The organism is Burkholderiales bacterium (assembly GCA_036262035.1).
GTDB lineage: Bacteria > Pseudomonadota > Gammaproteobacteria > Burkholderiales > SG8-41 > JAQGMV01.
Genome location: DATAJS010000032.1, coordinates 207,605 through 233,200 on the forward strand (window position 1 = coordinate 207,605; position 25,596 = coordinate 233,200).

Sequence of the window (25,596 nt, forward strand, 5' to 3'; positions counted from 1 at the left end):
TCTCCCCATCGCCTCATGCCGACCGAACCCTCGAAGACGCTCGAGACTTTTCCCAATCCCGCGCCCGGCAACGACTACCGGATCCACATGGAGATCCCGGAGTTCACCTGTCTCTGCCCGAAGACGGGACAGCCCGATTTCGCCACACTCATCCTCGATTACGTGCCGGACAAGCTCTGCGTCGAGCTGAAGAGCCTGAAGCTGTACATCTGGTCGTTCCGCAACGAAGGCGCGTTTCACGAAGCGGTCACCAACCGCATCCTCGACGACCTCGTGCGAGCCACCCGCCCGCGCTTCATGCGGCTCACCGCGCGCTTCTACGTGCGCGGCGGCATCTTCACCACCGTCGTCGCGCAGCACGCGAAAACCGGATGGAAGATCGAGAAGCTGCCGCACCTCGACGCGCACGATCCCCAGGCGAGCGTGCGCTGACGGCGGCTAAATCTCTATAATCTCTGGTTTTTCGGCGAGATCAGGACGTTGAATCCCCGCCTTTCCAAGTTACAGAGCTATCCGTTCCAGAAGCTCACCGCGCTGCTCGAAGGCGCGAGGCCCAATCCGGACCTGCGTCCGATCCCGCTGTACATCGGCGAGCCCAAGCACCCGACGCCCGAGTTCATCAAGCGCGCGCTGACGGACAATCTCTCGGGGCTCGCGGCCTATCCCGCGACCGCCGGCACGCCGGAGCTGCGCGAGGCGATCGCGGCGTGGCTGACCCGGCGCTACGGCATCCCGCCGATCGACCCGGCGACCCAGGTCGTGCCCGTGACGGGCACGCGCGAAGCGCTGTTCGCGATCGCGCAGGCGGTGGTCGATACGACCAAGCCTGATCCGGTGGTCGTCTGCCCTAATCCGTTCTATCAGATCTACGAAGGCGCGGCGCTGCTCGCCGGCGCGCAACCGGTTTTCCTCAACCAGGTCGCCGCCAACGATTACGCGCTCGATCTGGAGCAGATTCCGAACGACGTGTGGCGGCGCATCCAGCTCGTCTACGTCTGCTCGCCCGGCAACCCGACCGGTCACGTGATGACGCTCGGGGACTGGAAAGCGCTGTTCGAGCTCTCCGACCGCTACGGGTTCGTGATCGCCTCCGACGAGTGCTACTCGGAGATCCATTTCGACGAAGCCCATCCGCCGCTCGGCGGGCTGGAAGCCGCGCACAAGCTCGGCCGCACCGGCTACCCGCGGCTCATCATGTTCTCGAGCCTGTCCAAGCGCTCGAACGTGCCGGGCATGCGTTCGGGTTTCGTCGCGGGCGATCCCGCCATCGTCAAGCCCTACCTGCTCTACCGCACCTATCACGGCTGTGCGATGAGCGGTCCGGTGGGTGTGGCGAGCGCCGTCGCGTGGAAAGACGAGGCGCACGTCGTCCAGAACCGCAGGCTCTACCGCGAGAAGTTCGACACCGCGATCGAGATCCTCAAGCCGGTGCTGGACGTGAGCATGCCCGACGCGGCGTTCTATCTGTGGGTCCACACGCCCATACCCGACACCGAGTTCACGCGCCGCCTGTACGAGTCGCAGGCGGTGTCGGTGCTCCCGGGAAGCTATCTCGCGCGCGAGTCGAACGGGATCAACCCCGGCACCGACCGCGTGCGCATCGCGCTGGTGAGCACGACCGAGGAATGCGCGGAGTCCGCCACCCGGATCCGCGACTTTGTTAAAAGCCTTTAAAGGCAAAAGCTGGAACCGCAGGGGACGCAGAGGACGCAGAGGAAAGGCATACGTTCGCAAATGCCTCGCGCTATCGCTGGTCTTGAGCATGAGGGGCTGATGATAATTGCCCGCCGAAATCCTCTGCGTCCTCTGCGTCCTCTGCGGTTAAATGCTTTGATGTAAGGAAAACACGATGGAACAACTCCAGAAGACCATAGACGCCGCCTGGGAAGACCGCGCGAGCATCACCCCCACCAGCGCGAAAGCCGAGATCCGCGACGCGGTGCTCGCGACCATCGAGCGCCTCGACAGCGGCAAGCTGCGAGTGGCCGAGAAGAAGAACGGCAAGTGGGTCACCAACGAGTGGGCGAAGAAAGCGGTGCTGCTCTCGTTCAGGCTCGAAGACAACGACGTGATGGAAGACGGCTACACCCGGTACTTCGACAAGGTGCCGTCGAAGTTCGCGGGCTACGACCGCAAGACGTTCCAGGACGCCGGCTTCCGCGTCGTCCCGCCCGCGGCGGTGCGTTACGGCGCGTACATCGCCAAGAACGTGGTGCTCATGCCCTCCTTCGTCAACATCGGCGGCTACGTCGACGAAGGCACCATGGTCGACACCTGGGCGACCGTCGGCTCGTGCGCGCAGATCGGCAAGAACGTGCACCTCTCGGGCGGCGTGGGCATCGGCGGCGTGCTCGAGCCGCTCCAGGCCAACCCGACGATCATCGAGGACAACTGCTTCATCGGCGCGCGCTCGGAGATCGTCGAAGGCGTGGTCGTCGAGGAAGGCAGCGTGATCTCGATGGGCACCTTCATCGGCGCCTCGACCAAGATCTACAACCGCCTGACGGGCGAAGTGCTGTACGGCCGCGTGCCCGCGGGATCGGTCGTCGTGTCGGGGTCGCTGCCGAGCGCCGACGGCAAGTACAACCTGTACTGCGCGGTCATCGTGAAGCAGGTGGACGCCCAGACCCGCGCCAAGACCAGCATCAACGAGCTGCTGCGCAGCGATTAATGCCTCCTCGGGCAGGCACGAAAGCGGCACAATGTCCGGGATAGGGAACGACTAGGAGACGCCATGTTCGTCAGATCGCTGTTCAAGCTGATGGCCGATACCAAGGCCTCGGACATGTTCTTCACCGCCGGCTCGCCCGTGCAGATCAAGATCAAGGGCGACGTCGTGCCGGTCGACGGCAACCTCCTCGATTCCGCCGCGACCAAGCGCATCTGCTACGAGGCGATGAACGAGGAGCAGGTCGCCCATTTCGAGAAGGAGATGGAGATCAACTTCTCGCTGGTCGAGCCGGGTGTCGGCAGCTTCCGCGTCAACGTCTTCCGCCAGCGCGGGGCGTGCGCGATGGTGATCCGCCACATCAAGCACGGCATCCCGACGATCGAGGAGCTCCAGCTCCCGCCGAAGCTCACCGAGCTGGTGGTCGAGAAGCGCGGCCTCATCCTCGTCGTCGGCTCGACCGGCTCGGGCAAGTCGAGCACGCTGGCGGCGATGATCAACCACCGCAACCAGACCCAGTCGGGCCATATCCTCACGATCGAGGACCCGATCGAGTTCATGTACCGCCACGGCAAGAGCATCGTGAACCAGCGCGAGGTGGGCATCGACACCCGGTCGTACCACAACGCGCTGATCAACGCGATGCGCGAAGCGCCCGACGTGATCCTGATCGGCGAGAGCCGCGACCGCGAGACCTTCGGCGCCGCCCTCCAGTACGCGCAGACCGGCCACCTGTGCCTGACGACGGTCCACGCCAACAACAGCTACTACGGGCTGAACCGCGTCATCAACATGTACCCGCACGACGCGCGCGAGTCGCTGCAGATGGACCTCTCGGTGAGCCTCAAGGCGGTGATCTCGCAGCGCCTCGTCCACGACGTCAACGGCGAGATCCTCCCGGCCGTCGAGCTCATGATCAACACCAAGCACATCCAGGAGCTGATCAAGAACGGCGACATCGACCAGATCAAGGACGCGATGGAGAAGAGCCTCGCGCCGGGCTCGCAGACCTTCGAGCAGTCGCTGTTCAAGCTCTACCAGGAAGGCCGCATCACGCTCGAGGAAGCGATGGCGAACTCCGACTCGCCGACCAACCTGCACTGGCTGATCAACAACGCGGCGAAAGCGCCCGCGCGACCCGCCCCGGCCCCCGCCGGCGCACCGGCGGCCGCGCCGCAGGCGCCCGCGGCGCCCGCACCGGCGGCGCAGGACGACTTCTCCGGGATCAAGCTCAATCTCGACGCGCTCGGGTAAGAACGAGGACGCAAAGTCGGCAAGCAAGGTCGCAAAGGACAGCCGCGTATCGGCACAGAGCCGCTCACGTTGCGCGCGCTGCTCGCCGAAAGCGAGCGGCGCCTCACGCGCGCGCAAGTGTCGTTCGGGCACGGCACGACCCATGCGCGCGACGAAGCGGCATGGCTCGCGCTGCACGCGCTTGAGATTCCTTTCGGGAAGCTCGAGGCCAAGCTCGATTCCGGCTTGAGCCCGGACGGGGTCGAGCGCGTCCGCGCGTTGATCGCCGAGCGCATCGCGACCCGCAAGCCCGCCGCCTACCTCACGCACCAGGCGTGGCTCGGGGATCACGAGTTCTACGTCGACGAGCGCGTCATCGTGCCGCGCTCGTTCATCGCCGAGCTTCTGCGCACCGGGCTCGCGCCGTGGGCGCCGCGCCGTGTCGAAGCGGCGCTCGACCTCTGCACCGGATCGGGTTGCCTCGCGATCCTCGCCGCGCTCACGTTTCCGCGAGCCCACGTCGACGCCGCCGACCTCTCGCGCGACGCGCTGGACGTCGCGAAGCGCAACGTCCGCGATTACCGGCTCGGCGACCGCGTCACGCCCGTCGAATCGAACCTGTACAGCGCGCTGGGCGATCGGCGCTACGACCTCATCCTCACCAATCCGCCGTACGTGACCGACGCGTCGATGCGGCGCCTGCCCGAGGAGTATCGAAGGGAGCCGAGGATGGCGCTCGCCGGCGGCCGCGACGGGCTCGACCTGGTGCGCGAGATCGTGGCGCGGGCGCCCGATCACCTGACCGAGGGCGGGTTACTGGTGGTGGAAGTGGGTCACGCGCGGGCGCGCGTCGAGCGCGCGTTCCCGGACCTGCCTCTTCAGTGGGCCGCGACCAGCGGCGGCGACGACAACGTCTTCCTGATCACGCGGCCGTCGCTTCGTCGTGCACCGGCCGCGAACCCGGCGCCGGCGCGTGCTCCTCGAGCCACGCGAGCAGCCCCTTCACCTCGCCCGCGGTCAGCGGGCTCACCTGCCCGCGCTTCAACCGCGGCGGCAAAGCGACGACGCCGAAGCGGACGCGCATCAGGCGGCTGACGGTCAGGCCCAGCGCTTCGAACAGCCTGCGCACCACGCGGTTGCGGCCTTCCTTGAGGACGATGCGGTACCAGTGGTTGGTGCCCTCGCCGCCTTCGTCGGTGAGCGACTCGACTTTGGCGACGCCGTCGGAGAGCTGAATGCCCTGCTCCAGACGGCGCGCCTGCTCGGGCTTCAACTGGCCGACGATGCGCACCGCGTACTCGCGCTCGACCTCGAAACGCGGGTGCATCATGCGGTTGGCGAGCTCGCCCGACGTCGTGAAGATGAGCAGCCCCGAGGTGTTGAAGTCCAGCCGTCCCACCGCGAGCCATTTCGCGCCGCGGATCTGCGGCAGCTTCTCGAACACGCTCGCGCGGCCTTCGGGATCCTCGCGCGAGACGATCTCGCCTTCGGGCTTGTGGTAGACGAGCACGCGCGGCAGGCGATGCGTGCCGGGCCATCGGATCGTCTTGCGGCCGATGCGGATGACGTCGGTCGGCGTGACGCGGCTGCCGACGGTCGCGACCGCGCCGTTCACCGTGACCTTGCCGTCCTTGATCCACTGCTCCATCTCGCGGCGCGAGCCGACGCCCGCCTGCGCGAGGACCTTGTGGAGCTTCTGCGACGGCGCGTCGGGGGGCGCCGCGCCGGGCGCCCTGCGGCCGTACGGGCCGGTGGTCGCGCCTTCGGCGCGCGCTTTGCGCGCCTTGGCGGCGGGCGGCCGCAGCGGACGATTCACCTTGCGCGCGCGTTTGATCGGTTTTTTTCGTTGTTGGGCCATCGTTATAGATCCCGCCGCTCCATCACGGCCTGCGCGAGTGTACCGCTGTCCACGTGCTCGAGCTCGCCGCCCACCGGCAGTCCGCGCGCGATGCGGCTGGTCTTCAGGCCTTTCGCGCGCAGCAGCTCGCTGACGTAATGCGCGGTCGCTTCGCCTTCGACGGTGAAGTTGGTCGCGAGGATCGCTTCCTGCACCACGCCGTCGGTCGCGCGCTTCAGCAGCCGGTCGAGGTGGATCTCACGCGGGCCGATGCCGTCGAGCGGCGAGAGCACGCCCATCAGCACGAAATACAGGCCATCGTAGCATTGCGCCTGCTCCATCATCAGGAGGTCGCCGGGCGTCTCGACCACGCAAAGCAGCGTCTGATCGCGGCGCGGCGAGCGGCACAGCGCGCACACCGCCTCTTCGGCGTAGCTGTTGCACTTCTCGCAGTGTCGGATGCGCTCGAGCGCGAGCGCCAGCGCGTTCGCCAGTCGGTGCGCTCCCGGCTTGTCGCGCTGGAGCAGGTGATACGCCATGCGCTGCGCGGACTTGGGTCCGACGCCGGGCAGGCAGCGCAGCGCGGCGATCAGTTCGTCGAGAGTGCTCGGAGTCTTCATTAAAAAGCGAAAGGCAAAAGCAAACCGGGGTCAGACCCCATTTTCGCTAACGCAGGAAAATGGGGTCAGACCCCGAGTTACCGGCCGTCCTGCCGGACGGCCGCGAATTAGAAAGGCATCTTGAAGCCGGGCGGCAGCGGCATGCCCGCGGTCACGGCGCCCATCTTGTCCTGCACGGTGGTCTCGACCTTGCGCACCGCGTCGTTCATCGCGGCGGCGATGAGGTCCTCGAGCATCTCCTTGTCGTCCTTGAGCAGACTCTCGTCGATGGTGACGCGCTTCACGTCGTGGCGGCAGGTCATCACGACTTTCACCATCCCGGCGCCGGACTGCCCTTCGACCTCGGTGAGCGCGAGCTGCTCCTGCACCTTCTTCATGTTGTCCTGCATCTGCTGAGCCTGCTTCATGAGCCCCGCGAGCTGGTTTTTCATCATGTCGGTTCCTGTGACTGTAGAGGTTTGATCGACTGGACCTGTCCGCCGAGCTCGTCGACGAGCGCCTGCACGAAAGGATCGCTCTCGATGGCGGCGTTCGCCTCTTCCTGCTCGCGCTCGCGATCGCGCTGCGCGAGCTGTGCGGGCGAGTTGCCGTTGCTCGCGCCCACCGCGATCGCGACGTGCAGGCCGGCGCCGAAGTGCTTCTGGAGCGCGGCCTTGAGGCGCTCCTTGTGAGACCCGTCGAGCAGCCTTTCGTGCGCTTTGGGCAGCGTGAGCTCGATGCGCTCGGGCGTGAGCCGGGTCATCTCGCAATTCTTCGCCAGCATCGCGGCCATGCCGACCACGCCGATGCGATCGACGATGTCGGACCAGCTCGCGCCGAAGTCGGCGGACGCGGCAGGCCTCGGACCCGTGGTTTCACGGGTCTGGTCCGACACCGGTTTTTGCGCAGGCGTCGCGGCAAAACCGGGGTCAGACCCCGATGAAGCCCGGGTCTGACCCCGGGTCGGAGCCTGAGCCCTCGGCGGCGACTCGGCTCGCTTGGGCGCACCGCCAACCGGCGCGGGCGCGAAGGCGAGCATGCGCAAGAGCGCCATGGTGAAGCCGGCGTATTCGTCGGGCGCGAGGCCGATCTCGTTACGCGCCTGGACGGCGATCTGGTAGTAGAGCTGGAGATCTTCGGCGCCGAACAGCCCGCTAAGCTCGCGCAAGGTCGCGGCGTCGGGATCGTCGTCGGCGACGATCTGCGGCACCTTCTGGACGAGCGCGAGCCGGTGCAGGAGCACGCCCAGCTCCTGCAGCGCCATCTCGAACGACAGGCTGCGCTCGGCCATGGCATCGGCTTCGGCGACGAGCTTGGCGCCGTCGCCTTGCGCGAGCGCGCGCAGGATCGCATGCAGATAGGTCTGGTCGACCGTGCCGAGCATGGCGCGCGTCGACGGCACGTCGACCTTGCCCGCGCCGTGCGCGATCGCCTGGTCGAGCAGCGACAGCGCGTCGCGCAGGCTGCCTTGCGCGCCGCGCGCGATCAGGGCGAGCGCCTGCGGCTCGGCGGGGATGCCCTCTTCGTTCAGCACGTGCTGCAAACGGCCCTGGATCTGCGCCTGCGGGATCTGCTTGAGGTTGAACTGCAGGCAGCGCGACAGCACGGTCACCGGGATCTTCTGCGGGTCGGTGGTCGCGAGGACGAACTTCACGTGCTCGGGCGGCTCTTCGAGCGTCTTCAGCATCGCGTTGAAGGCGTTGCGCGAGAGCATGTGCACTTCGTCGATGATGTAGACCTTGTAGCGGCCCGCGGTCGGCGCGTACATCGCGTTCTCGAGGAGCTCGCGCATGTTGTCGACCTGGGTGTTCGACGCGGCGTCGAGCTCGATCAGGTCGACGAAGCGCCCGGCGTCGATCTCGGTGCACGCCGGGCACTTGCCGCACGGCGTGGCGGTGACGCCGGTCTCGCAATTCAGCGATTTCGCGACGATGCGCGCGAGCGTGGTCTTGCCGCAGCCGCGGGTGCCGGTGAAGAGATAGGCGTGGTGCAGCCGCTGTTCGGAGAGCGCGTTGGTCAGCGCGCGAACGACGTGCTCCTGCCCGACGAGCTCCGCGAATGTCTTAGGACGCCACTTGCGGGCAAGAACCTGGGTCACGACCTAGAAATGGTACAGGAGCCGGACTTCGTGGAAGTTGATCCCCGGGTTCGGGCGCTTGATGCTCGCGTTCGAATGATGCTGGAAGCGGTAGTTCAGGTCGAAAGCGCTCTTCGCGCCGAAGCGGTAGCCGAACCCGATGTGATCGCCGAACTGGAAAGCGGTCGACATGTTCTTGCTGCCGATGCTCGTGTGCGACTGCAGATGCAATCCGATGCCCGCTTCGAGATACGGGCCGACGAGGCTGTTCGGCTGGATGCGGAAGACCGGCGTGAAGCCGACGTCGGTGATGTTGTCGTTTTGGCCGGGACCGACGTCGCTCTTGTGCCACTGGCTGAGCGAAGCTTCCCAGAAGCCCCCGAGGTGCCAGTCGGACGAGATGCGCAGCAGCGGCTTGCCCCAGTCCCACGACAGCGCGAGCCCGGCGCGATTCACGTCGTCATCGGTGCTGCGGGCGCCTTCGGCGGCGAATCCGTCGATCGCAAACGCGGGCGTGCTCGCCGCATACAGCGCGCCGGCGAGCAGCGCCGCTCCAATCACGTTTTGTCTGTTCATTCTTATTGAGACAAAGCGGCGCCGCACGATGCGTCGCCGAAAAAAGGGTGGCGAGCCGAACCCCCGGCACTTGCAGAGAATAGCTGTGGCTGCTTCCTTCCGGACCTGACCAGGTTCACTACCATGCAATGCGGGGCGGCCCGCCGTAGAGAGAAAACGTCAAACCGTAAGTATGCCTGCTCCGGCGTGCGGCCGCCAGTTTTCGGGCCGGCTCGTCCCTTTACAACCCAGCACTTTAGTGATTCCATTCAACGCAAAAGACGTTCGGAGGACTGCATGGCCACCACGATCGAATCGGTACTTCAGGAAAACAGGAAGTTCCCGCCCGGCGCCGACATGGTGCGGGAGGCCAACATTCCCGGCATGGACGCGTACCGCCGCCTGTGCGAGGACGCCGGGCGCGATTTCGAAGGCTTCTGGGCGAAGCTCGCGAAGGAGGAGCTCCTCTGGAAGAAGCCTTTCGGCAAGGTGCTCGACGAATCGAACCCGCCGTTCTTCAAGTGGTTCGAGGACGGCCAGCTCAACGCGTCCTATAACTGCCTCGACCGCCATCTGAAGACCCAGCCCGACAAGGTCGCGATCGTCTTCGAGGCCGACGACGGCAAGGTCACGAAGATCACCTATAAAGAGCTGCACGCGCACGTGTGCAAGCTCGCCAACGGGCTGAAGACCCTCGGCATCGGCAAAGGCGATCGCGTCCTCGTCTACATGCCGATGTCGATCGAAGCGGTGGTGTGCATGCAGGCGTGCGCGCGCATCGGCGCGATCCACTCGGTGGTGTTCGGCGGCTTCTCCGCCAAGAGCATCAACGAGCGCATCATCGACGCCGGCGCGATCGCGGTGCTCACCGCCGACGAGCAGATGCGCGGCGGACGCGTCATCCCGCTGAAGTCCGCGGTCGACGAAGCGCTGGCCATGGGCGGCTGCGAGAGCATCCGCCACGTGGTCGTGTACAAGCGCACCGGCGGCGCGGTCGCGTGGGACGGCAAGCGCGACATCTGGCTCGAAGACCTGATGCGCGACCAGGCCGACCAGTGCGAGCCCGAATGGGTCGGCGCCGAGCACCCGCTCTTCATCCTCTACACCTCGGGCTCGACCGGCAAGCCCAAGGGTATCCAGCACTCCACCGGCGGCTATCTCCTGTGGTGCATCCTCACCATGAAGTGGACGTTCGACTACAAGCCGAACGACGTCTTCTGGTGCACCGCGGACGTGGGCTGGGTCACGGGCCATTCCTACGTCTGCTACGGGCCGCTCGCGTGCGGCGCGACCGAGATCGTGTTCGAAGGCGTGCCGGTGTACCCCGACGCCGGCCGCTTCTGGAAGATGATCCAGGACCACAAGGTGACGGTGTTCTATACCGCGCCCACCGCGATCCGCTCGCTCATCAAGGCCGGCGGCGACCTGCCGAAGAAATACGACCTGTCCAGCTTGCGCATCCTCGGCACCGTCGGCGAGCCGATCAACCCCGAAGCGTGGATGTGGTACCACGAGACCGTCGGCAACGCGCGCTGCCCGATCGTCGACACCTGGTGGCAGACCGAGACCGGCGGCCACATGATCACGCCGCTGCCGGGCGCGACGCCGACCAAGCCGGGCTCCGCGACTTTCCCGCTGCCGGGCATCATCGCCGACATCGTCGACGAGACCGGCGAATCGGTCGGCAGGGGCAAAGGCGGCGTCCTCGTCATCAAGAAGCCGTGGCCTGCGATGCTGCGCACGATCTGGGGCGATCCCGAGCGCTTCCGGAAGACCTACTACCCCGCCGAGTTCCACGGCAAGTACTACCTCGCCGGCGACGGCGCGACGTACGACGAGGACGGCTACATCCGCATCATGGGGCGCATCGACGACGTGCTGAACGTCGCGGGCCATCGCCTGGGAACGATGGAGATCGAATCGGCGCTCGTCGCCAACCCGAAAGTCGCCGAAGCCGCGGTCGTCGGCCGCCCCGACGACGTCACCGGCGAAGCGGTCGTCGCGTTCGTGGTGCTCAAGGGCGCGCGGCCCTCGAGCGCCGAGGCGCAGAAGGTCATCAAGGAATTGCAGGACTGGGTGGGCAAGGAGATCGGGCCGATCGCCAAGCCGCGCGACATCCGCTTCGGCGAGAACCTGCCCAAGACGCGCTCGGGCAAGATCATGCGGCGGCTGCTGCGGTCGATCGCCAAGGGCGAGACGATCGCCCAGGACGTGTCGACGCTGGAGAATCCCGCGATCCTGGAGCAGTTGAGCCAGACGGCGTAAGGCGCCGGCCATGCGCGGCCTCAAGGGACAGCGGCTGGTCGCGCTGTTCCTGTTCGGCGCGCTGCTCCTCAACTACCCCCTCTTCTCGCTGTTCGCGGGGCCGGCGGTCGTCTTCGGCATCCCGCTCATCTACGTGTACGTGTTCGCGGTGTGGGCGGCGCTCATCGCGCTGCTCGCGCTCGTGGTCGAGCGCGGCGGCGACTGATGCTCGTCGCCACCGTCATCGTCTTCGCCTCGTTCCTCTACGTGGGGCTGCTCTTCGCGATCGCGTACTACGGCGACAAGCGCGCCGACGCCGGCCGCAGCATCATCGCCAATCCGTACATCTACGCGCTCTCGCTCGCGGTCTACTGCACCTCGTGGACGTTCTACGGCAGCGTCGGCCGCGCAGCGACGAGCGGCATCGGCTTCCTGCCGATCTACCTCGGCCCGACGCTGATGGCGGCGCTGTGGTGGTTCGTGCTGCTCAAGATGATCCGCATCAGCAAGGCGAACCGCATCACCTCGATCGCCGACTTCATCGGCTCGCGCTACGGCAAGAGCCACGTGCTGGGCGGGCTGGTCACGGTGATCGCGGTGCTCGGCGTGGTGCCCTACATCGCGCTGCAGTTGAAGGCGATCTCGACCTCGTTCGCCATCACGCTGCGCTATCCCGAGGTCGCGCTGCCGGCGGCGCAGCAGGCCGCGCCGCTCTTCATCGGCGACAACACTTTCTACATCGCGATGATGCTCGCGGCGTTCACCATCCTGTTCGGCACGCGCCACCTCGACGCCACCGAGCGTCACGAGGGTCTCGTCGCGGCGATCGCCTTCGAGTCGATCGTGAAGCTCGTCGCTTTCCTCGCGGTCGGCGCGTTCGTGACGTGGGGCATGTACGACGGCCTGGAAGACATCTTCGGGCGCGCCAACGCGATCCCGCACCTGCACGGTCTGTTCATGCTCGGCGGCGCGGGCGGCAACTACATGACGTGGGCGACGCTCACCTTCGTCTCGATGCTCGCGATCCTGTTCCTGCCCCGGCAGTTCCAGGTCGCGGTGGTCGAGAACGTCGACGAGCGTCATCTCGTCAAGGCGAGCTGGCTCTTTCCGCTGTATCTCTTCGCGATCAACCTGTTCGTGCTGCCGATCGCGCTCGGCGGTCTGATGCACTTCGGCGCCGGACGCGTCGATGCCGACACCTTCGTGCTCACGCTGCCGATCACGCAGCACCAGCCGATGCTCGCGCTGCTCGCGTTCGTCGGCGGGCTGGCGGCGGCGACCGGCATGGTGATCGTGGAGACCATCGCGCTCTCGACGATGGTCTGCAACGACCTCGTGATGCCGGTGCTGCTGCGCTGGAAGCTCCTCGGGCTCGCCGGGCGCCAGGACCTCACGTCGCTCCTCCTCGGCATCCGGCGCGGCGCGATCGTCGCGATCCTGATGCTGGGCTATCTCTACTTCTATCTCGCCGGCGAAGCGTACGCGCTGGTGTCGATCGGGCTCATCTCGTTCTCGGCGGTCGCGCAGTTCGCGCCCGCCATGATCGGCGGCATGTACTGGAAAGGCGGGACCAGGCTCGCGGCGACGTGCGGGCTCGCGGCGGGCTTCGTGCTGTGGCTGTACACCCTGCTGCTGCCCTCGTTCGCCAAATCGGGCTGGCTGCCGATCGAGTTCCTGTCGCAGGGCATATCGGGCATGGATCTTTTGCGCCCGCAGCAGCTCTTCGGCCTGACCGGCCTCGACGAGATCACGCACTGCCTGTTCTGGAGCCTGCTCGCGAACATCGGCTGTTACGTCGGCATCTCGCTCGCGAAACGGCCGGGGGCGGCCGAGCACAGCCAGGCGACGCTCTTCGTCGACGTCATGAGGCAGCCGTCGGCGGCGGGGTCGCAGTTCTGGCGCGGCAGCGCGTCGCTGGTCGAGCTCACCGGGCTGCTCCAGCGCTTCCTCGGCCGCGACCGCGCACACGCGGCGCTCGCCGAGTATGCGGCGGCGCGCCGCACGCGCGTCGACGAGCTTGCGGCCGACGCCGGGCTGGTGCACCACGTCGAATCGCTGCTCGCGGGCGCGATCGGCAGCGCGTCGGCGCGCGTGATGGTCGCGTCGGTGGTGCAGGAGGAGCCGCTCAGGCTGGATGAAGTGCTCGACATCATCGACGAAGCCACGCAGGCCCTCGCCCACAGCCGCCAGCTCGAGCAGAAGTCGCGCGAGCTCGAAGCGGTGACCTCGAGCCTGCGCGGCGCCAACCAGCGCCTGCAGGAGCTCGACCGGGTGAAGGACGATTTCATCTCCACCGTCACCCACGAGCTCAGGACGCCGCTCACGTCGATCCGCGCGTTCAGCGAGATCCTGCACGACCACCCGCAGCTGGCGGCGGAAGAACGCCAACGGTACCTGGGCATCGTCATCCGCGAGACCGAGCGCCTGACGCGCCTCATCAACCAGGTGCTCGATCTGTCCAAGCTCGAATCGGGCAACGCCGAATGGCGTCCCGCCGAAGTCGACATGTGCGAGGTGGTGGAGGAAGCGGTGAGCTCGACCGCGCAGCTGTTCAGGGACCGTGACGTCGCGCTGGAGACGCGGCTGCCCGCGTCGTGCCCCCCGATCTACGCCGACCGCGATCGCGTGGTGCAGGTCCTGCTCAATCTGCTGTCGAACGCCGCGAAGTTCTGCGAGCCGCATCGCGGCCGCGTGATCGTGAGCCTCTCCCGCGGCAGCGACAGCGTGCAGTGCGACGTCGAGGACAACGGCGCCGGCATCTCGCCCGCGCACCAGAAAGTCATCTTCGAGAAGTTCCGGCAGGCCGGCGACTCGATCAGCGCCAAGCCGCAGGGCACCGGGCTCGGACTGCCGATCAGCCGCAGCATCGTGCAGCACCTCGGCGGACGGCTGTGGGTGAGCAGCACGCCCGGCGCGGGCGCGCGCTTTTCCTTCACGATCCCGCTCGCGCGCGAGCGCGAAACCGCTTCGGCATGAGCGCGATGACCGCGAAGGTGCTGATCGCCGAGGACGAAGCGAACATCGCCCTCTCGCTCGAGTTCCTCATGCGCAACCAGGGCTACGAAGTGAGGAGCGCGACCGACGGCGAAGCGGCGTTGCGCGAGATCGAAAGCTTTCGGCCCGACCTGATCCTGCTGGACATCATGCTGCCGCTCTGCGACGGTTTCGAAGTCTGCCAGCGAGTACGCGACGACCCCGCCTGCAAAGAGATGAAGATCGTCATGCTCACCGCCAAAGGCCGCGAGGTCGAGGTCGCCAAAGGTCTCGCGCTCGGCGCCGACCTCTACCTCACCAAGCCGTTCGCGACACGCGAGCTCATCGCGAGCGTGGAGCGGCTGCTCGCCGAATCCCGCTGAGCGATGCGCGCGTCACCGGGCGAAGCCGGCGTCGACGACGCGCGGCCGTTGTCGGCGGTGATGCGCGAGCCGATCCATTGTCCGCGTTCGACGCCGCTGCGGGCGGCGCTCGAGACGATGCAGGCGCGGCGCATCGGCTCGATCCTGGTCACCGAGGATGACGCCAAGCCGGTCGGCATCCTGACGCTGCGCGACGTGGTCGACCGCGTGGTGCTGCGCGAAGGCGCGCTCGACCGTCCGGTCGAGACCGCGATGAGCGGACCGCTGCACGTCCTGCCTCCGCACGCGACGCTGTACGAGGCGGCGCTCCTCATGCTCGCCAAAGGCATCCGGCACATACCGGTCGTGGAGAGCGGCCGCCTCGGCGGCATCGTCTCGGAGAAAGACCTGTTCGCGCTCCAGCCGCCGAGCATGCGCCGGCTCGCCGCGGCGATACGCGGGGCGACCGAGGTCGAATGCCTCGTCGAGCTCGCGGGCGAGCTGCGCGCTCACGCGCGCGAGCTCCTCGTGCGCGGCACCGCCGCCGAGCCGCTGACCTCGGCGATCGCGTCGCTGAACGACATGCTCGCCCAGCGCGTGGTGGAGCTCGAACGCTCCTCGCTGCCGCCGTCGAGTCCCGCGTTCTGCTGGCTGGCGTTCGGCAGCGAAGGCCGCCGCGAGCAGACGTTCGCGACCGACCAGGACAACGGGATCGTGTTCGCCGACGGCGCGGATGCGCACGGCGCGCGCGCCGAGCTCCTCCTCTACGCGCGGCGCGTCAACGACACGCTCGCGCGCTGCGGCTACGCGCTGTGCAAAGGGCTCGTGATGGCGAGCAACCCCGAGTGGTGCGCGAGCCTCGCCGAATGGCAGCGGCGCTTCGCCGCATGGATCGACAGCGGCGATCCGCAGGCATTGCTCAAAGCGTCCATCTTCTTCGACATGCGCCCGGTGCACGGCGCGCGCGAGCTCGCGGACGCGCTGCGCGCCTTCGTCTTCGAGCGCGTCGCACGATCGCAGCGCTTCCTGCACCAGATGGCGGCCAACGCGGTGCGCAACCGCGTTCCGCTCGGCGTGCTCGGGAACTTCAGGACGAGCGGCAGCGGACGCGAGGCGCACACCCTCGATCTCAAGCTGAACGGCACCGCGATCTTCGCCGACGCCGCGCGCGTCTACGGCCTCGCGGCGGCGGTGCCGCACACCAGCACCTGCGACCGGCTGCGCGGGTTCGGCCGTCACGCCCGGCTCGACCCGCTCGAAATCGAGGCGTGGATCGAAGGCTTTCTCTTCCTGCAGGTGCTGAGGCTCAGGACGCAGAACGCGCAGGCCGACGCGAACGAGCCGGCCGGCAACCGTATTCAGCCGGAGCGCCTCAACGCGATCGAGAAACACATCCTTCGCGAAGCCCTGCGCCAGGCAAGGTCGCTGCAGACCCGCCTGCGCATGGACTATCGGCTCTAGCGATGCGGTGCGTTATGGCTTGCGCCTGACGCACCCTACGCATGGATCTCGCGCTCGCTCAGTCCGCGCGTATTCCCGCGTCCTTCACCCACTTCGCAAAGCCTTTCACGTCGTTCGCGAGCTGTTTCTGCAGCGCCTGCGGCGTGCTGCCCACGTACTCCGCGCCCATCTCGGTGAGGCGTGTCTGCACGTCGGGACGCTTGAACACCTTGATCATCTCGGCATTGAGCTTGTCGATGATGGGCTTGGGCGTCGCGGCCGGTGCGAGCACGCCGTACCACTCGCGGATGTCGAGCCCCGGCGGCGGCGGCACGCCGGCTTCGGTCATGGTCGGCGTCGAGGGCAGCGCGCTCAGGCGCTTCAGGCTCGTCACGGCGATCGGCCGCAGGCGCTTGGCGTTGATGAGCGGCACCGCGGACGGCATCGACGTGAAGCCGAAAGTGACTTCGTTACCCGCGAGCGCGGTGAGCGCGGGACCCGCGCCCTTGAACGGGACGTGGGTCATGTCGGTGCTCGTCAGGCGCTTCAGGATCTCGCCCGACAGATGATGCAGCGAGCCCGAGCCCGACGAGCAGAAGGTGACCGTTCCGGGCTTTTCCTTCGCCATGCGGATGAGATCCTGCAGGCTCTTCACCGGCGAAGCCTGCGGCACGACGATGACGTTGGTCACCCACGTGAGCTGCGACACGCCCTGGAAATCGTTCACCGCGTCGTACGGCAGGTTGTGGTACGTGCTCGCGCCGATCGTGTACGGGCCGCTCGGCACCATCATGAGCGTGTAGCCGTCCGCCGGCGCCTTGGCGACCATCGCCGCGGCGATGGTGCCGCTCGCCCCGCCGCGATTGTCGACGACCACGGTCTGGCCGATCGATTCCGGCATGTATTGCGACAGGATGCGCGCGAAGATGTCGGTCGCGCCGCCGGGCGGGAACCCGACCACGAGCCGGATGGGGCGCTCGGGATAGGCGCCCGCAGGTGCGGCGGACGCAGGCGCGGCGGCCGCGGCTGCGGCGGCGATCAACACTGAGACTGCTACTTCTCTCCTCATTGCTCTTTCCTCATGTAAGGCGCGACACGCGTGACGCCACCGTCGTGGCGGACGTCGCCGGCATCGCGCAGCGCCAGTCTAACGTGTGTACGCGATGGCCGATGGCTCCTGCGCATAGGAAGCTCTGCTAGGATGGTCAGGCCGCTACCGTCGAGGAGGTCGCATGGTCGTCGCGCTCGCCGCTTTGCTGCTGCCGCTCGTCTCGCTTGCCGCTGCCGCCGCCGAATCCTACCCCGTGCGACCGGTCCGGCTGATCGTCAGCTACCCGCCGGGCGGCGCGGACGACGCCCACGGCCGGCTGCTGGCCGAGCGCCTCACCGAGATCCTGGGCAAGCAGGTCATCGTCGACAACCGTCCCGGCGCGGCCGGCCTGATCGGGCAGGACACCGCGGCCAAGGCCGCCCCGGATGGATACACGCTGCTCTTCGCCGGCAGCACCATCGTCATCAAGCCGCTCTTCTATCCGAAGATGCCCTACGACCTCGCGCGCGATCTCCTGCCGATCGGCCAGGTCGTCAGCACCCGCTTCGTGCTCGTCGTTCACCCGTCCTCGCCCGCCAAATCGGTCGGCGACCTGATCTCGCTCGCCAAGGCGCAGCCCGGCAAGCTCAACTTCGCGTCTTCCGGCACCGGTGCGACGCCGCATCTGTGCGGCGAGCTCTTCAAGCAGATGGCGCACGTCGACATCGTGCACGTGCCGTACAAAGGCGGCGGTCCCGCGATGACCGATCTCGTCGCGGGCCAGGTCGACATGAGCTTCGCGACGACCGGAAGCTCGATCGGCTTCATCGGCACGGGCAAGCTGCGCGCGCTCGGGGTCACCAGCCTGACGCGATCGAAAGTGCTGCCCGACGTGCCCACCGTCGCCGAGTCCGTGCCGGGCTTCGAGATCACGAGTTGGTACGGCGTGTTCACGCCCTCGGCGATTCCGCGCAGCCTGGTTCCGCGTCTGAGCAAAGCGGTGCTCGACGCCGTCGCCACGCCCGTCTTGCAGGAGCGCTTCATGAAGCTCGGCTCCGAGCCCATGGGCACCACACCCGCGCAGTTCCAGAAGCTCGTGCTCGACGACACCGTCCGCCTCACGCGCATCGCCAAAGCCGCGGGGATCAAGACGGACTAAGGTGCGCGCAGGTCGGTCAATGGTTCTGGCCGAGGTAGTCGAGTCGGTAGCCTCGTCCGTAGTGGGTCCGCACCGAGACGCCGGCGCCGGAGAGCTTCTTGCGCACGCGGTGCACGTAGACCTCGATCGCGTTGGGGCTGACCTCGCGGTCGAAGTTGTAGAGCTGCTCGACGAGTTGCTCCTTGCTGACGATGCGGCCGAAACGGTGCAGCAGGAACTCGAGCACGCTGGTCTCGTGCGTCGAGAGCTCGACCGTGCGGCCGCCGACCGCGGCGGTGCGGCCGACGGTGTCGAACGTGAGGTTCCCGTAGCTCATCACACCCGCGGTCGAAGCGCTTCCGCGCCGCAATAAGGCGCGTGCGCGCGCGAGCAGCTCGGGCACGCTGAACGGTTTGACGAGGTAGTCGTCGGCGCCGAGGTCGAGGCCCGTCACTTTCTCTTCGGCGCTCTCGCGCGCGGACAGGATGAGAACCGGCAGCGACGCATTGCGACGGCGCAGGCGCCGCAGCACTTCGAAGCCGTCGAGCCGCGGCAGCCCGAGATCGAGGACGACGAGAGAGAAGACGTCCTGCTTCAGCGCTTCGTCGGCTTGCGCGCCGTGCGATGCGCGGTCGACCGCGTAGCCGGCTTTCATCAACGCGACACGCAGCGCTTCGGCGAGCGCTTCGTCGTCCTCAGCGATCAGTATGCGCACCGACTGCCCCCTCCGGCCCGGCGCATCGCGTATGGATACAGCTCGTGCCCGGCCGCCCCTGTTGGCGAACCATTCTAGTGCGCGGTTCAGGATTTTGTAAGACTTTTTCTCTAGCATCGGCGTGGCAAAGAGATCGAGACATCGACCCGCCGGTCGTCGCTCGCGCGCGGCCGTACGCTGACAAGGAGGATGCGCATGGAGCTGTCCGGTAAGCATCACGAGTACTGGCGGAAGAATCTGGTCGTCACCGCGATACTGCTGGGCGTGTGGTTCGTCGCCACGTTCGTCGAAGCGTGGTTCGCGCGGGATCTCAACAACTACACCTTCCTCGGCTTCCCGCTCGGCTTCTACATGTCGGCACAGGGCTCGCTGATCATCTACGTGCTGATCATCTGGACCTACGCGAAATACATGCAGAAGCTCGACAAGGAATACGGCGTCGACGAAGGAGACCTCGAATGAGCCAGGCGATCTCCCACAGCGCGTTCAACTCCCAGCTCAAGCGCTACTACTCCTTCTATACCGGCGGCTTCATCCTGTTCCTGGTCGCGCTCGCCATCGGCGAGCAGATGGGCATGTCGCGCGAGTGGATAGGCTATTGCTTCCTGTTCGCGACGATCGGTCTCTACGCGGGCATCGGCATCATGAGCCGCACCGCGGAAGTCGCCGAGTACTACGTCGCGGGCCGGCGCGTCCCGGCGTTCTTCAACGGCATGGCGACCGGCGCGGACTGGATGAGCGCCGCGTCGTTCATCGGCATGGCCGGCACGCTGTATCTCGCGGGCTTCGACGGCCTCGCGTTCGTCATGGGCTGGACCGGCGGCTACTGCCTCGTGGCGCTCTTCCTCGCGCCGTACCTGCGCAAGTTCGGACAGTTCACGATCCCCGACTTCCTCGGCGCGCGCTACGGCGGCAACATCGTGCGCAGCATCGGCATCGTCGCGGCGATCGTGTGCTCGTTCGTGTACGTGGTCGCGCAGATCTACGGCGTGGGCATCATCACCAGCCGCTTCACCGGCCTCGAGTTCGGCATCGGCGTGTTCGTCGGCCTCGCCGGCATCCTGGTGTGCTCGATGCTCGGCGGCATGAAAGCGGTGACGTGGACGCAGGTCGCGCAGTACATCATCCTGATCATCGCCTATCTCACCCCGGTCGTCTGGCTCGGCATGAAGCACACCGGCGTGCCCATCCCGCAGCTTGCGTACGGGCAGACGATCCAGAAGCTCACCGAGGTCGAGAAGAAGATCTTCGCCGACCCGCGCGAAGCCGACGTGCGCAAGATCTACGCCGAGCGCGTGGCGGCCGCGGCGGCGGCGGAGAAGGACGTCAAGAAGGCGCACGCCGATCGCAAGGCTCAGCTCGAGAAAGAGCTCGCGGACCTGAAAGCGGCGAACGCACCGCAGGCGCGCATCGACCCGATCCAGAAATACCTGGCCGAGTACCCGACCGATCCGGAAGCGTGGAAGAAGTCGGTCGCCAAGGACAAGGCGCTCGCCGCGCGCGCCGCCGCACCGCGGGCTCACGCCGAGCCCTATGCGGGCAAGGACGAGAAGGCGCGCGACACCGCGAGGCTGAACTTCATCGGCATCGTGTTCTGCATGATGTTCGGCACCGCGGCACTGCCCCACATCCTGATGCGCTACTACACGACCCCGAGCGTGCAGCAGGCGCGGCAGTCGGTGTTCTGGTCGCTGTTCTTCATCTTCCTGCTGTATTTCACCGCGCCGTGTCTGGCGGTGCTGGCGAAATACGACGTATACACCAACCTCGTCGGCTCGAGCTTCGCGTCGCTTCCGGGGTGGGCCGCGGCGTGGGCGGCAGTGGATCCGACGCTGCTCAACATCACCGACATCAACCGCGACGGCATCGTGCAGCTCGCCGAGATCGTGATCGGCGGCGACCTCATCGTGCTGGCCACACCCGAGATCGCCGGCCTGCCCTACGTCGTATCGGGGCTGGTCGCCGCGGGCGGCCTCGCCGCGGCGCTGTCGACCGCGGACGGGCTGCTGCTCACGATCTCGAACGCGCTGTCGCACGATCTCTACTACAAGATGATCGACCCGACCGCGTCGACGCAGAAGCGCGTGACGATCTCCAAAGTGCTGCTCGTCGTGGTGGCGATCATCGCGGCCTACGTGACCTCGCTCAAGCCGGGAGACATCCTGTTCCTGGTCGGCGCGGCCTTCTCGCTGGCGGCGTCCGCGTTCTTCCCGGCACTGGTGCTCGGAGTGTTCTGGAAGCGCGCGACCAAGTGGGGCGCGATCGTCGGGATGCTCGCCGGCCTCTCGGTCTGCATCTACTACATGCTGCGCACCTACCCGTTCTTCACCAACATGGGCGTGCCGAAGATGGACCTGTGGTTCGGGCTGAACCCGATCTCCGCCGGCGTGTTCGGGCTTCCGGTCGGCCTGCTCACCATCGTCGTCGTGAGCCTGCTCACCTCCCAGCCCGACCGGGAGACGCAGGAACTCGTCGAGCACGTGCGCTACCCGCACCTGCGGGGAGACATCAACACCCAGGCGGCGTAACGGCTGTCTGCAGGAGTACTTTGGGGGCCTGCACAACGCAGGCCCCTTTTTTTATGATAGCGGCGTCATTCCCGCGAAGGCGGTGTAGCCCGTCATTCCCGCGAAGGCGGTGTGGCCCGTCATTCCCGCGAAGGCGGGAATCCATTTTGACCTCATGAGCCTCGAATCCCGTTTCCGCGCGCAGGTCGCGCGGATCGCCCTCTCCTTCGGACGCCGCGAGCAGGCGATCTCGCAGTACCAGCGCGCGCTGGACGCCGATCCCAACGACCCCGCGCCGGCGCGCTCGCTGGGCTTCCTGCATGCCGCGGCCGGCGACGCCGAGCGCGGCATCGGGTACCTCAACCGCGCGCTCGCGCTCGCACCCGATCACGCACCGACGCATTTCAACGTCGGATTCATCCATCACCAGCGCAACGACGTCGAATCGGCGATCGCCGCATTCGAGCGCGCCGTGGCGCTCGACCCGCGCATCGACCGCGCGTGGTACGGGCTCGGGATGGCCTATCGCACGCTGGGCAGGCCAGCCGAATCGGCGCGTGCGCTCGAGCGCGCGGCGAAGCTCCAGCCGATGAACGACATCGCGTGGTACGAGCTGGGAATGGCGTGGTACGCACTGAAGCGCTACGACAAGGTGCAGGAAGTGATCGAGCACTTGAACGGCTTCGAGCCGAAGCAGACGATGCGCCTCGTGCGCGACACCCCCGAGCGCGAAGCCGCGCTCGCGCGCGATCGGAGCGCGTGATGCCGACGTCGGTGCTGATACTCACGATGCTGCGCGCGATCGTCGAGGTGGCCGGCTTCGCCATGCTGGGACAGGCGCTGCTGTACGTGCTGGCCGGGCGCAGGCGCAAGGACAACTTCGTCTACCAGCTCTTCTCGATCCTCACCCGGCCGGTGATCCGCTTCACGCGCTGGATCACGCCGCGCTTCGTGCGCGACGATCACATCGGAATCGCGGCGTTCCTGCTGCTGCTGTGGCTGTGGGTCGGGCTGCTGATCGCGAAGCGCTACGTGTGCCTCACGCAGGCGCTCGCGTGCCCGGGAATGTAGCTCACGTGTCGTAGCGCAGGCGCCCTCGCCTGCACTCTAAGCCCCGTCCATCCGCCATTCGTGGCCGCATTTCTTGCAGCGCACGCGGATCCACGACGACTCGCCGCCGTTGCCGGCGTCGACCACCTTCAGGATGCCGTAGGTCGAGCACTCCTTGCAGCTCGACTGCGCGCCGAGCGTTTCGGCGCGCGCGAGCAGGAAGTTGTACCAGCGCAGCGACTTGAAGCACACGTACGCCGCCGCCACGACGAGCGCGGCGTTCCATACGAGCTGGAGGAAGGGGCCGGAAACATCGAGCTGCTCCAGGCATGCCGCGACCACGATCATGCACAGGAAGCAGGTGACGAACCACACGTGGCCTTCGATGAGCTGGCGCTCGTACCAGCGGCGGAATCCGAGCTTGGCGATGCCTTGGGCGGGAGTCATGACGGCGGATCCTGCGAAATGCGCGAACGAGCGACAGGCGGCCGCGGACGGCCGCGCCAGGGCGTGATTCAAGCCAGAATCAGGCCCGTACAAGGCGAGAACACCAGACCCCTATGCTAAAATCCGCCCTCCCGGAGAGGTGGATGAGTGGTTTAAGTCGCACGCCTGGAAAGCGTGTGTACGGTGAAAGCCGTACCGCGGGTTCGAATCCCGCCCTCTCCGCCACCAGGCTACGTAAGTAACGGATACTAGTGGTTTCGTTACACGAGTCCGGAGCCACTCCTTCACAGAGTTCGATCGTTCGCTCGATTGGCAGTGCCGCGCGGCAGCTGCTTTCCCGGCGCAACGGGCGCCCGCACAAACACCGACCCAGCCGCATGGTAAGGCGAGAAATCCGCGATGGGATCGAAGCGTCAATCCCGGTATCGATGCTCGCCCTAAGGCCGGCCGCTTTAAACGCTTTGAGCTAGAGCCCGACCGCAAGACGCCGCAGCAAATCGTCCAGACTGTGAAGCTTGAGCTTCGCCCGACCTGTCAAGTCCTGCCACTTCAGGCCGGCGGCAAATGCCGCCACGGCCCTCGTGACCTCGAAGTCGACCTTGTGATCAGTCGGCGTATTCGTCGTGTCGTCGGAGCACCGTGACGGGCACGTGCAGGCGCGCTCGGGGTCATGCACTAGTTTTCGCCGCTCATTCAGCCTTGATACCGGCTTCGCGTACCACTTTCGCCCATTTCTCTGTCTCAGCGCGTGCAAACGCCCCGAACGCCCTGTCGCTGAGTGATGCGGGTTCGGAGCCGGACGCGAGCAAGCGATCGCGGGTATCGGGTGATGCGAGCGCGCGGTTGATATCCGCGTTGATGCGCGGCGGGAGCCCTTTGGGAACGCCGGTGGGCGCGAACACTCCGGCCCAACCGACCGCCACGTAGTTCGGGTAACCGGACTCCGCCACGGTGGGTACGTCAGGCCATGCGGCAGATCGTTTCGCGCTCGTGATCGCGAGTGCGCGCAGGCGCCCGTTGCGCACGAACGGCGCCGCCGTAAGCGCGCTGGAAATCATGAATTCAGTCTGTCCGCCGACGGTGTCGGTCAGCGCCGGTCCAGTCCCCTTGTACGGCACGTGGTTCACTCTGACGCCGCTTTGCATCGTCAGCAGCTCCATCGCGAGATGGCCGAGCGTGCCGACACCCGAATGCGCGTAGTTGAGCGACCTGCCGCGGGTTTTTGCCAGCGCGATGAAATCGCCGAACGTCTTCGCTGCGAGCGCCGGATGCACAACGACAAGGCTGGGCGTCTGGGCGGCGAGCGCGACCGGAACGAAATCCCGGTGCGGCGAGAACGGCAGCTTCGCGTACAGGCTCTCATTGATCGCGTGTGTGGCGATGGTTCCCATCACGAGCGTATAGCCGTCCGGCGCTGCACGCGCGGCCATCTCGGTGCCGATGTTGCCACCCGCGCCGGGACGGTTGTCGACGATGACCTGCTGGCGCCAGTATTCGCTGAGCTTTACGCTGATCGCCCGCGCCAGCACGTCGGTGGGGCCCGACGGGGGAAAGGGCACGATGAGCCGCACAGGGCGTGCCGGGTAGTCGTCGCGCTCGGCCAGCGCCGGCGTCACCGCGAACGCAACCGTGAGTACCGGGACGAAACACCTCACCTGAATCAAAGGATCTCCGCCCGTGTGGACCCGGACACCGGGGGCACACCCATGCCCATACCGCTGCCGTAGCGGTCGGCGAATTCCGGTGCGAGCTTTCGGCCGTTGGGATTGTTCAGCCACAGCCGCAGCATGTGGCGCTTGCGGTCTTCCTCCGGCCACTCCTCGTAGGCAGTGCGCGAGTGCAGCACCATATGGTTGTTGCAGAACTGCATGTCACCGGGCTCGAGCATCATCTCGAGACGGATGTCTTCCCGCTGCGCGGTGCTGTTGAGGAACTCCATTGCCGCGGTCTCTTCCGCCGTGAAAGCGAGGCCCGCCTTGCGGGCTGCGGTTACGATCGCCGTATATACGTAGCGGCACGAGAGCCGCCGCTCGAAGTAGCTGTAGACCGGCACGCGATGGGGCGTGAGCGGGGCTACGCCTGGGAGCTCCTCACCGCGCAAGTCGTAGTGAAAGCCGCGGGCGAGCACATCGAGATACTCGGGATGCTTCGCCAGCACCTCGTTGTAGAGCGTCATCGCGCTTGCCAATCGGGACACGCCTCCCGATTTTGCTTTGCGGAAGCACAGGAGACCGACCACATCACAGTTGTCGTTGTGGAAGAAGAGCTCGGCGCTGGTCTGATAGCCGCGAACGTTCTTGTCCATGTACTTCAGGCCGGCGATCGCGCGCACGTGCCCGAGCAGGTCACCGCTCGCGTTCTGAGAGATCGGGTAGCCGAGATGGGTGCCGATACCCCAAAAAATGCGCGCGACGTCCTCGTCGCTGTACTTGCCGAGCGGCAGGCCTCGCACGACGACGAAACCGCGGCCGTTTTCGAGCTCGTCCGAGATGCGGGAGAGATCGCCCGCAATCGAGGTGAGAGGGAAATGCCCGCGGCGCATGTGGGTAAGAGCGACCGGCCGCTCACGCAGCCTGGCGAGCAGCTCGTCGATGTCTGCGAGCGCCGCGCGCGGTAGCGTATAGACCCAGTCCGTCCGATCGGCCAGCTCGCAGCCCTTCCACGCGCTGCGGCCAGTGATCGGGTGCCTCGGCACCTCGCGAACGATGTCTTCCATGACGC

General features: G+C 66.7%; 24 protein-coding genes, 1 tRNA gene, 1 other RNA gene and 1 pseudogene. 16 read left to right on the forward strand and 11 right to left on the reverse strand.

Features of this window, described 5'->3' with window-relative positions:
* Nucleotides 1-15 precede the first annotated feature (15 nt).
* From queF to prmB, 5 genes and pseudogenes are all read left to right on the forward strand, one after another.
* On the forward strand, nucleotides 16-432 hold the full coding sequence (queF, locus tag VHP37_32940; GenBank protein HEX2831183.1) for a preQ(1) synthase: 417 nt from the start codon (nucleotides 16-18) through the stop codon (nucleotides 430-432).
* Between the two features lie 48 nt (nucleotides 433-480).
* The gene (dapC, locus tag VHP37_32945) at nucleotides 481-1,674 is read left to right on the forward strand and encodes a succinyldiaminopimelate transaminase (GenBank protein HEX2831184.1); all 1,194 of its coding nucleotides are present in this window, start codon (nucleotides 481-483) and stop codon (nucleotides 1,672-1,674) included.
* Nucleotides 1,675-1,849: 175 nt separating this feature from the next.
* Nucleotides 1,850-2,671: a 2,3,4,5-tetrahydropyridine-2,6-dicarboxylate N-succinyltransferase gene (gene dapD / locus VHP37_32950; protein ID HEX2831185.1), complete on the forward strand. Its 822-nt coding sequence runs from the start codon at nucleotides 1,850-1,852 to the stop codon at nucleotides 2,669-2,671.
* Nucleotides 2,672-2,734: 63 nt separating this feature from the next.
* Nucleotides 2,735-3,922, forward strand: coding sequence for a PilT/PilU family type 4a pilus ATPase (locus tag VHP37_32955; GenBank protein ID HEX2831186.1), 1,188 nt, complete (start codon nucleotides 2,735-2,737; stop codon nucleotides 3,920-3,922).
* Nucleotides 3,923-4,039: 117 nt separating this feature from the next.
* Nucleotides 4,040-4,774 (forward strand): annotated as a pseudogene (gene prmB / locus VHP37_32960) (50S ribosomal protein L3 N(5)-glutamine methyltransferase).
* Between the two features lie 49 nt (nucleotides 4,775-4,823).
* Here prmB and VHP37_32965 read toward each other — a convergent pair.
* The 6 genes from VHP37_32965 to ffs all read right to left on the reverse strand — a co-directional run bounded on the left by VHP37_32965 (nucleotide 4,824) and on the right by ffs (nucleotide 9,135).
* Nucleotides 4,824-5,759, reverse strand: a complete 936-nt coding sequence (locus VHP37_32965; protein ID HEX2831187.1) for a pseudouridine synthase — start codon at nucleotides 5,757-5,759, stop codon at nucleotides 4,824-4,826.
* A 2-nt stretch (nucleotides 5,760-5,761) separates the two neighbouring features.
* A complete protein-coding gene (gene recR / locus VHP37_32970; GenBank protein ID HEX2831188.1) occupies nucleotides 5,762-6,358 on the reverse strand; it encodes a recombination mediator RecR in 597 nt (198 codons plus the stop codon).
* A gap of 107 nt (nucleotides 6,359-6,465) precedes the next feature.
* A complete protein-coding gene (locus VHP37_32975; GenBank protein ID HEX2831189.1) occupies nucleotides 6,466-6,792 on the reverse strand; it encodes a YbaB/EbfC family nucleoid-associated protein in 327 nt (108 codons plus the stop codon).
* Nucleotides 6,789-8,435 carry a DNA polymerase III subunit gamma/tau gene (gene dnaX, locus VHP37_32980; protein ID HEX2831190.1) on the reverse strand — a complete coding sequence of 549 codons (1,647 nt, stop codon included), beginning with the start codon at nucleotides 8,433-8,435 and terminating at the stop codon, nucleotides 6,789-6,791. Before dnaX ends, VHP37_32975 begins: the two co-directional genes overlap by 4 nt.
* Nucleotides 8,436-8,438: 3 nt before the next feature.
* Entirely contained in the window at nucleotides 8,439-8,990 is a 552-nt protein-coding gene (locus tag VHP37_32985; protein ID HEX2831191.1) for an acyloxyacyl hydrolase, read from the reverse strand.
* A gap of 46 nt (nucleotides 8,991-9,036) precedes the next feature.
* An RNA gene (gene ffs, locus VHP37_32990) (signal recognition particle sRNA small type) lies at nucleotides 9,037-9,135 on the reverse strand.
* 131 nt (nucleotides 9,136-9,266) lie between these two features.
* Between ffs and acs the strand changes: the two genes are divergently transcribed.
* From acs to VHP37_33015, 5 genes are read left to right on the forward strand one after another with little or no spacing between them, the layout of a single operon-like run.
* Nucleotides 9,267-11,234 (forward strand): acetate--CoA ligase, encoded by a 1,968-nt coding sequence (gene acs, locus VHP37_32995; protein ID HEX2831192.1) that lies wholly within the window; start codon nucleotides 9,267-9,269, stop codon nucleotides 11,232-11,234.
* A 10-nt stretch (nucleotides 11,235-11,244) separates the two neighbouring features.
* On the forward strand, nucleotides 11,245-11,439 hold the full coding sequence (locus VHP37_33000; GenBank protein ID HEX2831193.1) for a hypothetical protein: 195 nt from the start codon (nucleotides 11,245-11,247) through the stop codon (nucleotides 11,437-11,439).
* Entirely contained in the window at nucleotides 11,439-14,189 is a 2,751-nt protein-coding gene (locus tag VHP37_33005; protein HEX2831194.1) for a sensor histidine kinase, read from the forward strand. The genes VHP37_33000 and VHP37_33005 overlap by 1 nt, the downstream gene beginning before the upstream one ends.
* Nucleotides 14,186-14,569, forward strand: a complete 384-nt coding sequence (locus tag VHP37_33010) for a response regulator (protein ID HEX2831195.1) — start codon at nucleotides 14,186-14,188, stop codon at nucleotides 14,567-14,569. Before VHP37_33005 ends, VHP37_33010 begins: the two co-directional genes overlap by 4 nt.
* Before the next feature lie 3 nt (nucleotides 14,570-14,572).
* Entirely contained in the window at nucleotides 14,573-16,009 is a 1,437-nt protein-coding gene (locus tag VHP37_33015) for a DUF294 nucleotidyltransferase-like domain-containing protein (protein HEX2831196.1), read from the forward strand.
* Nucleotides 16,010-16,067: 58 nt separating this feature from the next.
* Here the strand turns inward: VHP37_33015 and VHP37_33020 are convergent, their stop codons facing one another.
* Entirely contained in the window at nucleotides 16,068-17,057 is a 990-nt protein-coding gene (locus VHP37_33020) for a tripartite tricarboxylate transporter substrate binding protein (GenBank protein HEX2831197.1), read from the reverse strand.
* Between the two features lie 163 nt (nucleotides 17,058-17,220).
* Between VHP37_33020 and VHP37_33025 the strand changes: the two genes are divergently transcribed.
* Nucleotides 17,221-18,177, forward strand: coding sequence for a tripartite tricarboxylate transporter substrate binding protein (locus tag VHP37_33025; GenBank protein HEX2831198.1), 957 nt, complete (start codon nucleotides 17,221-17,223; stop codon nucleotides 18,175-18,177).
* Between the two features lie 16 nt (nucleotides 18,178-18,193).
* Here VHP37_33025 and VHP37_33030 read toward each other — a convergent pair whose 3' ends face one another.
* Nucleotides 18,194-18,871 carry a response regulator transcription factor gene (locus VHP37_33030; GenBank protein ID HEX2831199.1) on the reverse strand — a complete coding sequence of 226 codons (678 nt, stop codon included), beginning with the start codon at nucleotides 18,869-18,871 and terminating at the stop codon, nucleotides 18,194-18,196.
* A 195-nt stretch (nucleotides 18,872-19,066) separates the two neighbouring features.
* On the opposite strand from VHP37_33030, the gene VHP37_33035 reads away from it, so the two are divergent.
* The 4 genes from VHP37_33035 to VHP37_33050 all read left to right on the forward strand — a co-directional run bounded on the left by VHP37_33035 (nucleotide 19,067) and on the right by VHP37_33050 (nucleotide 22,449).
* Nucleotides 19,067-19,333, forward strand: a complete 267-nt coding sequence (locus VHP37_33035; protein ID HEX2831200.1) for a DUF4212 domain-containing protein — start codon at nucleotides 19,067-19,069, stop codon at nucleotides 19,331-19,333.
* Nucleotides 19,330-21,399 (forward strand): sodium:solute symporter family protein, encoded by a 2,070-nt coding sequence (locus tag VHP37_33040; protein ID HEX2831201.1) that lies wholly within the window; start codon nucleotides 19,330-19,332, stop codon nucleotides 21,397-21,399. Before VHP37_33035 ends, VHP37_33040 begins: the two co-directional genes overlap by 4 nt.
* Before the next feature lie 154 nt (nucleotides 21,400-21,553).
* Nucleotides 21,554-22,141 (forward strand): tetratricopeptide repeat protein, encoded by a 588-nt coding sequence (locus tag VHP37_33045; protein HEX2831202.1) that lies wholly within the window; start codon nucleotides 21,554-21,556, stop codon nucleotides 22,139-22,141.
* The gene (locus tag VHP37_33050) at nucleotides 22,141-22,449 is read left to right on the forward strand and encodes a hypothetical protein (GenBank protein HEX2831203.1); all 309 of its coding nucleotides are present in this window, start codon (nucleotides 22,141-22,143) and stop codon (nucleotides 22,447-22,449) included. Before VHP37_33045 ends, VHP37_33050 begins: the two co-directional genes overlap by 1 nt.
* 36 nt (nucleotides 22,450-22,485) lie before the next feature.
* On the opposite strand, the gene VHP37_33055 is transcribed toward VHP37_33050, so the two are convergent.
* Nucleotides 22,486-22,875 (reverse strand): hypothetical protein, encoded by a 390-nt coding sequence (locus VHP37_33055; protein HEX2831204.1) that lies wholly within the window; start codon nucleotides 22,873-22,875, stop codon nucleotides 22,486-22,488.
* A gap of 133 nt (nucleotides 22,876-23,008) precedes the next feature.
* Here VHP37_33055 and VHP37_33060 point away from each other — a divergent pair.
* A tRNA-Ser gene (locus VHP37_33060) sits at nucleotides 23,009-23,100 on the forward strand.
* A 464-nt stretch (nucleotides 23,101-23,564) separates the two neighbouring features.
* Here VHP37_33060 and VHP37_33065 read toward each other — a convergent pair.
* Together VHP37_33065 and VHP37_33070 are read right to left on the reverse strand one after the other, a co-directional pair.
* On the reverse strand, nucleotides 23,565-24,491 hold the full coding sequence (locus tag VHP37_33065) for a tripartite tricarboxylate transporter substrate binding protein (GenBank protein HEX2831205.1): 927 nt from the start codon (nucleotides 24,489-24,491) through the stop codon (nucleotides 23,565-23,567).
* Between the two features lie 44 nt (nucleotides 24,492-24,535).
* Nucleotides 24,536-25,591 (reverse strand): TauD/TfdA family dioxygenase, encoded by a 1,056-nt coding sequence (locus VHP37_33070; protein ID HEX2831206.1) that lies wholly within the window; start codon nucleotides 25,589-25,591, stop codon nucleotides 24,536-24,538.
* Nucleotides 25,592-25,596 lie beyond the last annotated feature (5 nt).

Bases quoted from the DNA above. Each gene is read 5' to 3' on its own strand.
- VHP37_33005 (HEX2831194.1), top strand. From the start codon at position 11,439: ATGCTCGTCGCCACCGTCATCGTCTTCGCCTCGTTCCTCTACGTGGGG.
- VHP37_32955 (HEX2831186.1), top strand. From the start codon at position 2,735: ATGTTCGTCAGATCGCTGTTCAAGCTGATGGCCGATACCAAGGCCTCG.
- VHP37_33010 (HEX2831195.1), top strand. From the start codon at position 14,186: ATGAGCGCGATGACCGCGAAGGTGCTGATCGCCGAGGACGAAGCGAAC.
- VHP37_33035 (HEX2831200.1), top strand. From the start codon at position 19,067: ATGGAGCTGTCCGGTAAGCATCACGAGTACTGGCGGAAGAATCTGGTC.
- acs (HEX2831192.1), top strand. From the start codon at position 9,267: ATGGCCACCACGATCGAATCGGTACTTCAGGAAAACAGGAAGTTCCCG.
- VHP37_33020 (HEX2831197.1), bottom strand. From the start codon at position 17,057: ATGAGGAGAGAAGTAGCAGTCTCAGTGTTGATCGCCGCCGCAGCCGCG.
- recR (HEX2831188.1), bottom strand. From the start codon at position 6,358: ATGAAGACTCCGAGCACTCTCGACGAACTGATCGCCGCGCTGCGCTGC.
- VHP37_33040 (HEX2831201.1), top strand. From the start codon at position 19,330: ATGAGCCAGGCGATCTCCCACAGCGCGTTCAACTCCCAGCTCAAGCGC.
- queF (HEX2831183.1), top strand. From the start codon at position 16: ATGCCGACCGAACCCTCGAAGACGCTCGAGACTTTTCCCAATCCCGCG.
- VHP37_33045 (HEX2831202.1), top strand. From the start codon at position 21,554: ATGAGCCTCGAATCCCGTTTCCGCGCGCAGGTCGCGCGGATCGCCCTC.
- VHP37_32975 (HEX2831189.1), bottom strand. From the start codon at position 6,792: ATGATGAAAAACCAGCTCGCGGGGCTCATGAAGCAGGCTCAGCAGATG.
- dapD (HEX2831185.1), top strand. From the start codon at position 1,850: ATGGAACAACTCCAGAAGACCATAGACGCCGCCTGGGAAGACCGCGCG.
- VHP37_33050 (HEX2831203.1), top strand. From the start codon at position 22,141: ATGCCGACGTCGGTGCTGATACTCACGATGCTGCGCGCGATCGTCGAG.
- VHP37_33055 (HEX2831204.1), bottom strand. From the start codon at position 22,875: ATGACTCCCGCCCAAGGCATCGCCAAGCTCGGATTCCGCCGCTGGTAC.
- VHP37_33070 (HEX2831206.1), bottom strand. From the start codon at position 25,591: ATGGAAGACATCGTTCGCGAGGTGCCGAGGCACCCGATCACTGGCCGC.
- VHP37_32985 (HEX2831191.1), bottom strand. From the start codon at position 8,990: ATGAACAGACAAAACGTGATTGGAGCGGCGCTGCTCGCCGGCGCGCTG.
- VHP37_32965 (HEX2831187.1), bottom strand. From the start codon at position 5,759: ATGGCCCAACAACGAAAAAAACCGATCAAACGCGCGCGCAAGGTGAAT.
- VHP37_33025 (HEX2831198.1), top strand. From the start codon at position 17,221: ATGGTCGTCGCGCTCGCCGCTTTGCTGCTGCCGCTCGTCTCGCTTGCC.
- VHP37_33000 (HEX2831193.1), top strand. From the start codon at position 11,245: ATGCGCGGCCTCAAGGGACAGCGGCTGGTCGCGCTGTTCCTGTTCGGC.
- VHP37_33015 (HEX2831196.1), top strand. From the start codon at position 14,573: ATGCGCGCGTCACCGGGCGAAGCCGGCGTCGACGACGCGCGGCCGTTG.